The sequence below is a fragment of the Kitasatospora sp. NPDC018619 genome (genome assembly GCF_044391605.1).
Lineage (GTDB): Bacteria > Actinomycetota > Actinomycetes > Streptomycetales > Streptomycetaceae > Kitasatospora.
This window is the reverse complement of the sequence record NZ_JBISAI010000016.1, coordinates 1-12,487: the sequence shown is the minus strand read 5'-3', so window position 1 is coordinate 12,487 and position 12,487 is coordinate 1. Positions and strand designations below refer to the sequence as shown.

The following is a 12,487-nucleotide window of genomic DNA, read 5'->3' as shown; positions in this document are numbered from 1 at the left end:
GCTGTCCAGTTGGTCCGGCTGCGTCGGCGAAGCAGCATCCAGGGTAGGACCCGGCGGAAGCCGACCCGCGGACAGGGCAGCCTTGCGTGACCGGGCTCACTCGCGCGGGAGTGCGAGCGACTAGGCTGACCCCGTGGACAACTCGCCGTCGCAGGACGACCCGGGGCAGCCGCCGGTGCCGGTGCCCGTACCGATGACCAAACCCGAACGCGCGCCCGAACCCGGGCCCAGGCCGGAGGCCGCGCCGCGGCCGCACGCGCCGGCCGCGGAGGCGGAGCTGCGCGTCTCCGACGCCGACCGCGAGAAGGTCGCGGAACTGCTGCGGGACGCCTACGCCGAGGGGCGGCTGGACGCGGACGAGCACGCGGAGCGGATCGAGGCCGCGTACGCCGCGAAGACCTTCGGCGACCTCGCGCCGCTGACCCGTGACCTGCCGGCCCGCCCGCTCTCCTTCGAGAAGCAGCCGCTGGGCGCCCCGCAGGGGCCGCCGCAGCCGCCCGCGCGCCAGGAGTCGCCGACGCTGGTGGCGGTCTTCGGCGGCGCGTCCCGCAAGGGCCGCTGGCGGGTGGGCTCGCACCTGAGCGCCTTCGCCGCGTTCGGCGGGGTGGAGATCGACCTGACCGACGCCGTGTTCGAGTCCCCCGAGGTGGAGATCACCGTCACGGCGATCTTCGGCGGGATCGAGGTGCGGGTGCCGGAGAACGTGACGCTGCAGGGGTCCGGCGTCGGCATCTTCGGCGGGTTCGACGTCCGGGAGCAGACCGCGGCGGACCCGTACGCTCCGGTTGTCCGGGTCAAGGGCCTTGCGCTGTTCGGCGGTTGTGAGGCCAAGCCGCGCCGGGGCAAGAAGCTCAAGGACTGGGTGCGCCGTCAACTCGGCACCGACTGACCACCGTTGACCTGCGAAGTGCCCGCCCGGGAGCCAACTCCCGGGCGGGCACTCGGTGTTGCATCCGGTGCTCTGTGTAGTCGATTGCGTGCAGTGTGCATGAATCGCGGCCGGGCGGGGTAGTTCCTTCCGCACATCGCTTCTTGGACGGCTGCGTACCGGAGGCGGCCGTGCGGCCGCGCCGGGGGTTGGAGCGGGGGCTCGCAGCCGGCGGGGGAGCGAGGGGTCCCCGTGTCCGAGAGCCTCGTCAGGAGTACGGCCGTGCTGCATCCGATCGAGTCCCGCACCACCTCGCCAGTCGCCGCTGCGCCGGTCCTGGAGCGCCGTGCCGGCGTCCGTCCGCAGCCGCAGCCCCCGGGCGGCCCGGCCGGGTCCCCCGCGGGCGAGGACAACCCCTGGCACACCGGCGCCGCGTGTCGGCGGGACGAGGTGGGGCTGTTCTTCGCGCCCTCCAAGGAGCCGACGGCGGCCCGGCTCTCGCGCGAGGAGCAGGCCAAGCAGGTGTGCGCCCGCTGCCCGGTGCTGCTGGAGTGCCGCGAGCACGCGCTGGCCCAGCCGGAGCCGTACGGGGTCTGGGGCGGGCTGACGGCCGCCGAGCGGCGGGTGGTGCTGGCCCGGCGCCGGCGCCGGGACGCGGAGCTGCGCGAGTCGGCCCTGGTGGCGGCGTCCGCGCGGCGCCGGATAGCCGGGTGAGGGCGGGCCCGAGAGCGGGCGGGCGACGCACGGCGGCCCCGGCGGAGGGGGATTCCGCCGGGGCCGTACGAGCGCGTCCGCGCCGGGCTCAGTTGGCGCGGTCGAAGTCGATCGCGCTGTAGGCCCGCAGCTTCGCGAGCTTGTGGGTGGAGTTGATCTCGCGGATGGTGCCGCTCTTGGAGCGCATCACCAGCGAGCTGGTGGTGGCGGTCTCCGAGCGGTAGTGCACCCCGCGCAGCAGCTCGCCGTCGGTGATGCCGGTGGCGACGAAGAACACGTTCTCGCCGCTGACCAGGTCGTCCGTGGTGAGCACCCGGTCCAGGTCGTGCCCGGCGTCCAGCGCCTTCTGGCGCTCGGCGTCGTCCTTGGGCCACAGCCGGCCCTGGATCACGCCGCCCATGCACTTCATCGCGCAGGCCGCGATGATGCCCTCCGGGGTGCCGCCGACGCCCATCAGCAGGTCGACGCCGGTGCCCTCGCGGGCGGCCATGATGGCGCCGGCCACGTCGCCGTCCGAGATGAACTTGATCCGGGCGCCCGCCTCGCGGACCTCCCGGACCAGCCCGTCGTGGCGCGGGCGGTCGAGCACCACGACGGTGACGTCCTCGACGGCGCTGCCCTTGGCCTTGGCGACCCGGCGGATGTTGACGGCCGCCGGGGCGGTGATGTCGACGAACTCGGCGGCCTCGGGGCCGGCCACCAGCTTGTCCATGTAGAACACGGCGCTGGGGTCGAACATGGTCCCGCGGTCGGCGACGGCCAGGACGGCAACCGCGTTGTTCATGCCCTTGGCGGTCAGCGTGGTGCCGTCCACCGGGTCGACCGCGACGTCGCACTCGGCGCCGGTGCCGTCGCCGACCCGCTCGCCGTTGTAGAGCATCGGGGCTTCGTCCTTCTCGCCCTCGCCGATGACGACGACGCCGTTCATCGACACGGTCGAGACGAGCGTGCGCATCGCCTTCACGGCGGCGCCGTCCGCGCCGTTCTTGTCACCCCGGCCGACCCACCGGCCGGCGGCCATCGCGGCCGCCTCGGTGACCCGGACGAGCTCGAGCGCGAGGTTCCGGTCCGGAGCCTCGGGCGCGACCTCCAGGGCACTGGGAAGCTGGTGCGGGTACTGCGTGGACATCGTCGTTACCTCTCTGTACGCGACGACCAGTGAGCGCCCGACTACTGCCAGGTCGAACGCCGTGGTGAGGGTAGTGCGATCGTATCTGCCCATGAGATGACTGTCTGTGGCGCGGGTCGCTGCTCTGTGACGGAAACCAGCGGTTCGTCCCTTTTCACCCGTCCGTGGACACCCCTGCTTCCCGTTCCCGGATGTGGATGAGTCACCATGTGGGGGTGGCAGCAGACAGCAAGGGCATGAGGGGTCGGCAGACCGTGCGGGACATGGTCCTGTCGATGGTGGCGGTCGGCTTCGTGGTCTGGATCGGGTACCTGTTCCTCCCGCACGACGCCAACGGCGACCCGGTGCACGTGGTCGAGTACCGGGTGGCGGCGGCCTCCGCCAAGCGCGCCGCGCCGTACCCGCTGCTCGCCCCGGAGGGGCTGCCGGAGAAGTGGCGGGCCACCTCGGTCGGCTACCGGCCGGCCGACCAGAACAACGGCAAGGGCAACGCCTGGCACCTGGGCTTCGTGACCCCCTCCGGCCAGTACGCGGCGGTGGAGCAGAGCGACGTGCCGCGCGACACCCTGCTGGCCGACTACGTGACCGGCGCCAAGCCGGACGGCACCGCCGACGTGGCCGGCCGCGCCTGGGACCGGGTGCAGGGCGACAAGGCCCGCGCGCTGGTCGCGCAGGGCGGCTCCGGGGCCACCGTGCTCACCGGCACCGCCTCCTACGAGGAGCTGGCCGAGCTGGCGCAGGCGCTCCGGTAGCCCCGGCCCCGCCCGCGCACGCCGAAGGGCCCCGCACCGGGACGAACCGGTGAGGGGCCCTTCGACGTGCGCGGGCGCGGATCGGACGGGATCAGACGGTGGTGACGACCTCGTCGTAGGCCAGGCGCGGCGAACGCGGGAACCAGGCGTCCTCGCCCGGCTTGCCGATGTTGACCACGGCCAGCACCGAGTGCTCGCCGTCGCCGAAGAACTCCTTGTTGAGGCCGGCGGCGTCGTAGCCGGTCATCGGGCCGGCGGCCAGGCCGGCGGCACGCACACCGATGATGAAGTAGGCGGCCTGGAGGGCGCCGTTCAGCGTGGCGGACTGCTCACGGACGCTGCGCTCCGAGAAGAACAGGTCCTTGGCCTGCGGGAAGTGCGGGAGCTGGGTCGGCAGCTCCTCGTGGAACTCGTTGTCCGCGGCGAGGATGGCGACCAGCGGGGCGGCGGCGGTCTTGGCCTTGTTGCCGTCCGCCATGTGGCGGACGAGGCGCTCGCGGCCCTCGGCCGAGCGGACCAGGACGACGCGCAGCGGCTGCTGGTTGAAGGCGGTGGGGCCGAACTTGACCAGGTCGTAGATGGCCTGGACCTGCTCCTCGGTGACCGGCTCGTCGGTGAAGGTGTTCGCGGTGCGGGCCTCGCGGAACAGCAGGTCCTGGGCGGCGGCGTCGAGTACCAGGGCGTCGGTGGTCATGCTTCTGCACCTCATGCGGATGGGGTTTCGTCGGTGTGATCGGCCGCAGCCGGTCACTCCCCCCAACATAGGTGAAGATTCAACGATTCCCCAAGCGGATGTGACCTGCCTCACTCCCCGGCCGGGGGTGCGCCCTCCTCGGCGGCCAGCGCCGCGTCCAGCCGGGCCCGGGCACCGTCCAGCCAGCGCTGGCACACCTTCGCCAGCTGTTCGCCGCGCTCCCACAGGGCCAGCGACTCCTCCAGCGACGTCCCGCCGTTCTCCAGCTGCCGGACGACCTCCAGCAGCGCGTCCCGGGCGTGCTCGTAGCCCAGCGCGTCGTCCGGGGTCGGCGCCGCTGCCACCGCGTCCTGCTGTTCCTGCTGCTCTGCCATGCGTGCCAGCGTAGGGGCTGGCGCCGACAGCGGCGGCACCGACGGGCGGAAACCCGGGTGCGCCCGGCCGGGCGACGGGGCTAGCCTCCGCCGCATGATCGAGGTACGACCCGCCGTCCCGGCCGACGCGCCCGAGCTCGTGCGGCTGCGCAACCTGATGTTCGAGGCGATGCCCAGCATGGCCGCACTGGCCGGCCCCGGGCCCTGGCAGGCCACCGCCGAGCAGGTGCTGCGCGAGCGCCTGGCCGTCCCGGCCGAGGAGCTGACCATGCCCACCTTCGTGGTCGACGACCCGGACCGGCCCGGCCGGCTCGCCGCCTGCGCCGTCGGCACCCTGGAGCAGCGGCTGCCCTCGCCCGGCAACCCGGACGGCCTGTTCGGCTTCGTCTTCAACATCTGCACCGACCCCGGCCACCGGCTGCGCGGCTACGCCCGGGCCTGCACCGAGGCGCTGCTCGACTGGTTCGACGACCGCCGGACCGGCCGGATCGACCTCCACGCCAGCAGCGACGGCGCGGCGCTGTACCGCAGCCTCGGCTTCGGCGAGCACTCCACCGCGCTCTTCCGGCAGCGCTCCTACTGAGGCTCCGTCGGGCGGCGCCTGTCTCCGGGCCCGTGTCTCCGGGCCTGTGCCTCCGAGTCCCTGTCTCCGAGTCCCGGTCTCCGAGTTCCTGCCCCGGGGGCGCCGGCGCGCCGCCGGACTACCGGGGAGCCACCGTGACGTCGAAGCCGCCGCCCGCCACCCGGGCGTGCAGCCCGTCCCCGGGCGCGACCAGCGCCGGGTCCGTCACCACCGTGCCGTCCGCCCGCTGGAGCACCGCGTAGCCGCGCTCCAGGGTGGCGGCCGGGGAGAGCGCCACCACCCGGGCCAGGGTGTGCCCGAGGTCGCTCTGCGCGTGGTCCAGCCGGTGCCGCAGGGTGCGCCGGGCCCGCTCCAGCAGGCCGTCCACCTCCTGCCCGCGCCCGTCCAGCATCCGGTGCGGGGCGGCCAGCGCCGGACGGCTGCGCACGCCCTCCAGCCCGTGCTGCTCGCGCTCGACCCGGGCGAGCACGTGCCGGCGGGCGCGGTCGCGCAGCTGGCGGACCCTGGCGAGCTCCTCGCCGACGTCCGGAACCACCCGTTTGGCCGCATCGGTGGGGGTGGAGGCGCGCAGGTCGGCGACGAAGTCCAGCAGCGGCTGGTCCGGCTCGTGGCCGATCGCGCTCACCACCGGCGTGCGGGCGGCCGCGACCAGCCGCACCAGCCCCTCGTCCGAGAACGGCAGCAGGTCCTCCACGCTGCCGCCGCCGCGGGCCACGACGATCACGTCCACCTCGGGGTGCTCGTCCAGCTCGCGCACGGCCGCGCTCACCCGCTCCACCGCGCTGACCCCCTGCACCGGGACGTTGCGCACCTCGAAGCGGACGGCCGGCCAGCGCCGCCGGGCGTTCTCCAGGACGTCCCGCTCGGCCGCCGAGCCGCGCCCGGTGACCAGCCCGACGCACTGCGGCAGGAACGGCAGCGGCTTCTTGCGCTCGGCCGCGAACAGGCCCTCGCCGGCCAGCCGCCGCTTCAGCTGCTCCAGCCGGGCCAGCAGCTCGCCGAGGCCCACCGGGCGGATCTCCGCGGCGCGCAGCGACAGCTGCCCGCGCGCCGCGTACCACTCCGGCTTGGCGTGCACGACGACCCGCGCGCCCTCCTGCACCACGTCCGCGACCTGGTCGAACACCGAGCGGAAGCAGGTCACCGTGAGCGAGACGTCGGCCTGCGGGTCGCGCAGGGTCAGGAAGACCACGCCCGCGCCGGGGCGCCGGCTGAGCTGGGTGATCTGGCCCTCCACCCAGACCGCGCCGAGCCGGTCGATCCAGCCGCCGATCAGCGCGGAGACCTTGCCGACCGGGAGCGGTGCTTCGGGGGAGCTGGTGTTGGCCATGCGTACGAGGCTAGCGGCGCCGACCGACAGGGCCCAGGCCGCCGCGGGCGCCGCCCTGCACGGCCAGCACCACCAGGCCGACCGCCAGCCAGACCAGCCCGACGAGCTGCGCGGTGGTCGAGGCCTCGTACACCACCGCCGCGATCACCGCGATCCCCAGCACCGGCACGACCACGTGCCGCAGCCACCGGCGCGAGCCGTGCCGCACCGCGTACCAGCCGATCACCGAGGCGTGCAGCAGCGCGAAGGCGGTCAGCGCGCCGACGTTCACCACCGAGGTGAGCTGGTCCAGCCCGTCGTCCCGGTCGGCCGCCCAGACCGCCGCCGCCATGGTGATCACCGCGGCCGCCAGCAGGGCCCGGCGGGGCACCGCGCTGGCCGGGTCGACCGTGCCGAGCAGCCGCGGCAGCCGGCCCTCCCGGCCCATCGCGAAGACCAGCCGCCCGGCCGCGGCCTGCCCGGCCAGGGCCGCGAAGGCCGCGCCGACCGCCTTGCTGGCCGCCACCAGCACGTGCAGCCAGTGCCCGACGCCGCTCTCCACGGTGTCGTAGAAGGCCGAGCCCTGCGCGGCCGGGTCGGCGGCCAGCTGCTGCGGTCCGGCCGGCTCCAGCAGGGCCGCGAGGTAGGTCTGGGCGACGAACAGCACCCCGGCCAGCGCCAGGCACCAGAGCACCGCCCGGGCGACCGCCGCCGAGGCGCCGACCGCCTCCTCCACGAAGGTGGCGATCGCGTCGAAGCCCAGGTAGGAGAGCACCGCGACGGACACCGCCGAGACCACCGCGGCGAGCGAGAAGTCCCCCACGGCGGTGAACGGGGTGTCCCAGCCGCGCCGGGCGCCGTCCTGGGCCAGTGCCACCACGGCCGCGACCACGAACACCGCCAGCACCGCGATCTCCATCGCGAGCACCGCGAAGCCGACCACCGCCGCCGTCCGCACCCCGGTCAGGTTGAGCGCGGTGGTCACCACGACCGCGAGTGCCGTCCAGACCCAGCGCGAGACGTCCGGCACCAGGGAGTTCAGCGCGATCCCGGAGAACAGGTAGGCCACCGCCGGGATCAGCAGGTAGTCGAGCATCGCCATCCACCCGGCGACGAAGCCGGCGCCCTCGCCCAGCCCGGCCCGGGCGTAGGCGAACACCGAGCCGGTCCGCGGCACCGCGCGCACCATCTGGGCGTACGAGACGGCGGTGAAGCCCATCGCCACCGTCGCGGCCAGGTACACCGTGGCGACGGCGCCGTGGCTCTTGGCGTCCAGCACGCCGAAGACGCCGACCGGGGCCATCGGGGCGATGAACAGCAGTCCGTAGACCATCAGATCGCGGACGCCCAGGGTGCGGCGCAGGCCGCTCGGCGTCGCCTGCTCGCGCACAGAGCTCATAGACACCGTATTTTGAGCTTCTTTGATCAGATTTGCACGCAATGCGCCCACTGTCGGCGCGGCCCTGCGCCGCGGGCCGGCACGGCGGGCGCGGCTCGCGACCGCCCGTACGATGGAGGCATGTCCAAGACCGCGCAGCGCCGTGTCCTGCTCGCCGCCCCCCGGGGCTACTGCGCGGGAGTCGACCGCGCCGTGATCGCCGTGGAGAAGGCCCTGGAGCAGTACGGGGCGCCCATCTACGTCCGCAAGCAGATCGTCCACAACAAGTACGTGGTGCAGACCCTGGAGAAGAAGGGCGCGATCTTCGTCGACGAGACGGAGGAGGTGCCCGAGGGCTCGATCGTGGTGTTCTCCGCGCACGGCGTCGCCCCGTCCGTCCACGACGAGGCGCGGGCCGGGAAGCTCGCCACCGTCGACGCGACCTGCCCGCTGGTCACCAAGGTGCACAAGGAGGCCGTGCGCTTCGCCGACGAGGGATTCGACATCCTGCTGGTGGGCCACGAGGGCCACGAGGAGGTCATCGGCACCATGGGCGAGGCCCCGGACCGGATCCACCTGGTGGACGGGGCCGAGGACGTCGCCAACGTGCGGGTCCGGGACGAGTCCAAGGTGGTCTGGCTGTCCCAGACCACCCTGTCCGTGGACGAGACCATGGCCACCGTCGGCGAGCTGAAGAAGCGCTTCCCGGCGCTGGTCAGCCCGCCCAGCGACGACATCTGCTACGCCACCCAGAACCGTCAGGTCGCGGTCAAGCAGCTGGCCCCGGAGACCGACCTGCTGATCGTGGTCGGCTCCAGGAACTCCTCCAACTCCGTGCGCCTGGTCGAGGTCGGCCTGGAGTACGGCGCCAAGGCCGCCCACCTGGTGGACTTCGCCGAGGAGATCCGCGAGGAGTGGCTGGAGGGCGTCACCACGGTCGGTCTGACCAGCGGCGCCTCGGTGCCGGAGGTCCTGGTCGACGGCGTGCTGGAGTTCCTGGCGGCGCGCGGTTACGACACGGTCGAGACGGTCAAGACCGCCGAGGAGCACCTGATCTTCTCGCTGCCCAAGGAGCTGCGCCGCGACCTGCGGGCCGAGGCGGCGGGCAAGCTCTGAGCTCCCGGAAGGCCCGGCCCCACCGCACGGCGGTTCCCGGGGGCCGGGCCTTCCGCTTTCCGCAGGCCGGGCCCTTCGCTGTGCGCGGCCCGGCCTGCTCTCGTAGTTTTGTGCACAGGCTGTGGACGACTCACCGGCCGCGGACCGTCCCGGCCCGCGGCCTACGGCGGAGGGTGGACGTGATGACGGCGGTTCTCGGCGTGGACATCGGCGGCTCGGGGATCAAGGGCGCGCCCGTCGACCTCGCCCGGGGTGCGCTCGCCGAGGAGCGCCACAAGCTGCTCACCCCGCAGCCGTCCGCCCCCGGGGCCGTGGTCGCCGCCGTCCGCGAGGTGGTCCGCCACTTCGACCACCGGGGCCCGGTCGGGCTCACCTTCCCAGGGGTGGTGGTCGACGGCCGCACCCGGACGGCGGCCAACGTGGACAAGGGCTGGATCGGCCTGGACGCGGCGAGCCTCTTCAGCGCGGAGCTGGGGGTGCCCGCGACCGTCCTGAACGACGCGGACGCGGCCGGGCTGGCCGAGCTGACGCACGGCGCCGGGCGGGGGCAGTCGGGCGTGGTCCTGGTGCTCACCTTCGGCACCGGCATCGGCAGCGCCCTGTTCGTGGACGGCACGCTGGTGCCCAACACCGAGCTCGGCCACCTGGAGATGCGCGGCAAGGACGCCGAGCGCCGGGCCTCCTCGGCCGCCAAGGAGCGGCACGGGCTGGACTGGGAGGAGTGGGCCGGGCGGGTCGACGAGTACCTGGACCTGGTGGAGCGGCTGTTCTCGCCGGCGCTGGTCGTGATCGGCGGCGGGGTGAGCCGCAAGCACGAGAAGTTCCTGCCGCTGCTGAGGGAGCGCGAGGCGCGGGTGGTGCCGGCGGAGCTGCGCAACGACGCGGGCATCGTCGGGGCCGCCATGGCGGCGGCGGCCCGGGCGCAGGGCTAGAGGGCCGGGCGGTCGGGGGTTCGGCGGTCTGGGCTCGGAAGCCGGACTCGGCGGTCTGGGCTCGGAGGCCGGTCTCAGCGGGAGCGCTGGATCCGGCGCTGGGCGACGAACCGGGCGAGCACGATCAGCGCGGCCAGCCCGGTGCCGGAGAACAGCCAGCCCGCCCGCAGCGCGAGCCCGGTGGCCAGCGACACCACCTGGGCGGTGACGCCCGGGGAGTCCACCGGTTCGAGCAGCAGCAGCGCGAGGGCGAAGGCGATCGGCCCGCTGATCGGCGCGGCCAGCAGGTCCACGGAGCGCACCCGGACGGCCAGCTGGAAGCAGACCACCAGGTAGCCGAGGCCGAACAGCCAGCCCAGGCCGTCGAACAGCAGCCGGTCCACGCCCGCCACCGCGAGCGTCGCCAGCACGGCGGCCAGCCCGGTGCCGACGGCCGTCAGCCGGGTCGGCCGGCCGGTGCGGCGCCGCCCGTACGGCTGTCCGTCGCCGCGTCCGCGCAGCGGCAGCCGCAGCCGCAGCCGGGGGCCGGCCGGGCGGCCGGCGGGGGAGGGGCCGGTCACCGGGCGCAGCCGGGAGGAGGGCCCACCGGGGGCTCCGGCGGTCTCGCGGGGCCGGCCCGGACCGGGGACGGCGGCTGCGGCCGCGCCGGTCGGCGGACGGCGTCTGGGCCCTGGCGTCTGGGTACGGATGCTCTGCTCCACCCGCCCAACGTACGGTCCGATCATCGCCACACTGTGTAATGGACCGTTCAGGTCTTGCCCCGTGTCTCCTGAAGGAGTACTGATGTGATCGTCATTCAGGCTGGCTGACCTGCACGGTCGAGCCGGAACACGACGGTCACCGGATCCGTCCGAGGGTCCGGAGCACGGGGGAGAGCATGACCGATTTCACCTTCGAACGGCTCGATCACGTCCAGCTGGACATCCCGGCCGGGGCCGAGGACGGGTGCCGCGCGTTCTGGTCCGGCGTGCTCGGCATGACCGAGCTGGCGAAGCCGCCGGTGCTGGCGGCCCGCGGCGGCTGCTGGTTCCGGGGCGGCGGGGTCGAGGTGCACCTGGGGGTGACGCCGGACTTCCGCCCGTCCCGCAAGGGGCACCCGGGCATCCTGGTCCGCTCGCTGGACGCGCTCGCCGACCGCCTGACCGCGCACGGCCACCCGGTGACCTGGGACGACAACCTGCCCGGCCACCGGCGCTGCTACGCCGACGACAGCGTGGGCAACCGGCTGGAGTTCCTGGAGCCCCGGGCGGCGGCGACCGAGGAGTGAGGCGCGGCGGGGGCTGCCCGTAGACTTGGGGGTCGGCCCGTACGGTGCCGACCCAACTCCTCCAAGCCCACGGGACTGCGCTTCATGTCGCTCACGATCGGAATCGTCGGCCTGCCGAACGTCGGCAAGTCGACCCTGTTCAACGCCCTGACCAAGAACGACGTGCTGGCGGCCAACTACCCGTTCGCCACCATCGAGCCGAACGTCGGCGTGGTGGGCGTCCCGGACGAGCGGCTGGCCAAGCTCGCCGAGATCTTCGGCTCCCAGCGGATCCTCCCGGCCACCGTCGACTTCGTCGACATCGCCGGCATCGTGCGCGGTGCCAGCGAGGGGGAGGGCCTGGGCAACAAGTTCCTCGCCAACATCCGCGAGTCGGACGCGATCTGCCAGGTGGTGCGCGCCTTCACCGACCCGGACGTGGTGCACGTGGACGGCAAGGTGTCGCCCAAGGACGACATCGAGACCATCCACACCGAGCTGATCCTGGCCGACCTCCAGACCATCGAGAAGGTCCTGCCGCGGCTCCAGAAGGAGGCGCGCCTCAAGAAGGACACCGCCCCCGTGCTGGCCGCCGCCGAGGCCGCGCAGGCGATCCTGGAGACCGGCAAGACCCTCTTCGAGGCCGGCTTCGACACCACCCCGATCCGCGAGCTGCACCTGCTGACCGCCAAGCCCTTCCTCTACGTCTTCAACGTGGACGAGGACGAGCTGGCCGACGAGGACTTCAAGCAGGCCCAGCGCGAGCTGGTCGCCCCGGCCGAGGCGATCTTCCTGAACGCCAAGATCGAGTCCGAGCTGATCGAGCTGGACGACGCCGAGGCGCTCGAGCTGCTCCAGTCGATGGGCCAGGAGGAGCCCGGTCTGGCCACCCTGGCCCGGGTCGGCTTCGACACCCTCGGCCTCCAGACCTACCTGACGGCCGGCCCCAAGGAAACCCGCGCCTGGACCATCAAGAAGGGCGCCACCGCCCCCGAGGCCGCCGGAGTCATCCACACCGACTTCCAGAAGGGCTTCATCAAGGCCGAGGTGATCGCCTTCGCCGACCTGGTCGAGGCCGGCTCCACCGCCGAGGCCCGCGCCAAGGGCAAGGCCCGCATCGAGGGCAAGGACTACGTCATGCAGGACGGCGACGTGGTGGAGTTCCGCTTCAACGTGTGAGCGGTTCACGCCCCCCCCGCGTCGAACAGCCGCAACGCGCGCAGCCCGGTGAGGTCGCCGCCGTCCTCGGCCTCCCGGGCCGGCTCGGCCGCCGACCGGGCGAGCTCGGGGCGCCCGCTCAGAAAGTGTTGGGTAAGTGATCAACTCCGTGGCGTGATGCACCGGCGGTGATCTTCGCGATCGGGGCATCCGAGAAGATCACTGTCATGTGTG

The 12,487-nt window shown here is 73.6% G+C and carries 14 protein-coding genes; 8 read left to right on the top strand and 6 right to left on the bottom strand.

The features are described 5' to 3' along the window. Positions 1–133 precede the first annotated feature (133 nt). Both ACH5AR_RS24490 and ACH5AR_RS24485 read left to right on the top strand, forming a co-directional pair. Entirely contained in the window at positions 134–889 is a 756-nt protein-coding gene (locus tag ACH5AR_RS24490) for a DUF1707 domain-containing protein (protein ID WP_396303635.1), read from the top strand. A gap of 261 nt (positions 890–1,150) precedes the next feature. Beyond that, complete coding sequence (locus ACH5AR_RS24485) at positions 1,151–1,582, top strand: WhiB family transcriptional regulator (protein ID WP_396303634.1); 432 nt, start codon at positions 1,151–1,153, stop codon at positions 1,580–1,582. Between the two features lie 88 nt (positions 1,583–1,670). On the opposite strand, the gene glpX is transcribed toward ACH5AR_RS24485, so the two are convergent. After that, positions 1,671–2,711 (bottom strand): class II fructose-bisphosphatase, encoded by a 1,041-nt coding sequence (glpX, locus tag ACH5AR_RS24480; protein WP_396303633.1) that lies wholly within the window; start codon positions 2,709–2,711, stop codon positions 1,671–1,673. 215 nt (positions 2,712–2,926) lie between these two features. Between glpX and ACH5AR_RS24475 the strand changes: the two genes are divergently transcribed. After that, complete coding sequence (locus ACH5AR_RS24475; protein ID WP_396303632.1) at positions 2,927–3,463, top strand: DUF4245 domain-containing protein; 537 nt, start codon at positions 2,927–2,929, stop codon at positions 3,461–3,463. A gap of 91 nt (positions 3,464–3,554) precedes the next feature. Here ACH5AR_RS24475 and ACH5AR_RS24470 read toward each other — a convergent pair whose 3' ends face one another. Next, the gene (locus tag ACH5AR_RS24470; RefSeq protein WP_396303631.1) at positions 3,555–4,157 is read right to left on the bottom strand and encodes a malonic semialdehyde reductase; all 603 of its coding nucleotides are present in this window, start codon (positions 4,155–4,157) and stop codon (positions 3,555–3,557) included. A 110-nt stretch (positions 4,158–4,267) separates the two neighbouring features. Then, positions 4,268–4,531: an exodeoxyribonuclease VII small subunit gene (locus ACH5AR_RS24465; protein ID WP_396303630.1), complete on the bottom strand. Its 264-nt coding sequence runs from the start codon at positions 4,529–4,531 to the stop codon at positions 4,268–4,270. A gap of 94 nt (positions 4,532–4,625) precedes the next feature. Between ACH5AR_RS24465 and ACH5AR_RS24460 the strand changes: the two genes are divergently transcribed. Beyond that, positions 4,626–5,114: a GNAT family N-acetyltransferase gene (locus tag ACH5AR_RS24460; protein WP_396303629.1), complete on the top strand. Its 489-nt coding sequence runs from the start codon at positions 4,626–4,628 to the stop codon at positions 5,112–5,114. A 118-nt stretch (positions 5,115–5,232) separates the two neighbouring features. Here the strand turns inward: ACH5AR_RS24460 and xseA are convergent, their stop codons facing one another. Next, positions 5,233–6,444, bottom strand: a complete 1,212-nt coding sequence (gene xseA / locus ACH5AR_RS24455) for an exodeoxyribonuclease VII large subunit (protein WP_396303628.1) — start codon at positions 6,442–6,444, stop codon at positions 5,233–5,235. Positions 6,445–6,454: 10 nt separating this feature from the next. Further along, positions 6,455–7,822, bottom strand: a complete 1,368-nt coding sequence (locus tag ACH5AR_RS24450) for an APC family permease (RefSeq protein WP_396303627.1) — start codon at positions 7,820–7,822, stop codon at positions 6,455–6,457. A gap of 120 nt (positions 7,823–7,942) precedes the next feature. Here ACH5AR_RS24450 and ACH5AR_RS24445 point away from each other — a divergent pair, with 120 nt between their 5' ends. After that, entirely contained in the window at positions 7,943–8,917 is a 975-nt protein-coding gene (locus ACH5AR_RS24445; RefSeq protein WP_396303626.1) for a 4-hydroxy-3-methylbut-2-enyl diphosphate reductase, read from the top strand. A 182-nt stretch (positions 8,918–9,099) separates the two neighbouring features. After that, on the top strand, positions 9,100–9,849 hold the full coding sequence (gene ppgK, locus ACH5AR_RS24440; protein ID WP_396303625.1) for a polyphosphate--glucose phosphotransferase: 750 nt from the start codon (positions 9,100–9,102) through the stop codon (positions 9,847–9,849). 74 nt (positions 9,850–9,923) lie between these two features. Here the strand turns inward: ppgK and ACH5AR_RS24435 are convergent, their stop codons facing one another. After that, entirely contained in the window at positions 9,924–10,409 is a 486-nt protein-coding gene (locus tag ACH5AR_RS24435) for a DUF6542 domain-containing protein (RefSeq protein ID WP_396303624.1), read from the bottom strand. A 317-nt stretch (positions 10,410–10,726) separates the two neighbouring features. On the opposite strand from ACH5AR_RS24435, the gene ACH5AR_RS24430 reads away from it, so the two are divergent. Then, positions 10,727–11,116: a glyoxalase gene (locus ACH5AR_RS24430; RefSeq protein WP_396303623.1), complete on the top strand. Its 390-nt coding sequence runs from the start codon at positions 10,727–10,729 to the stop codon at positions 11,114–11,116. An 84-nt stretch (positions 11,117–11,200) separates the two neighbouring features. Next, entirely contained in the window at positions 11,201–12,274 is a 1,074-nt protein-coding gene (gene ychF, locus ACH5AR_RS24425) for a redox-regulated ATPase YchF (protein WP_396303622.1), read from the top strand. The last annotated feature ends 213 nt before the right edge of the window (positions 12,275–12,487 follow it).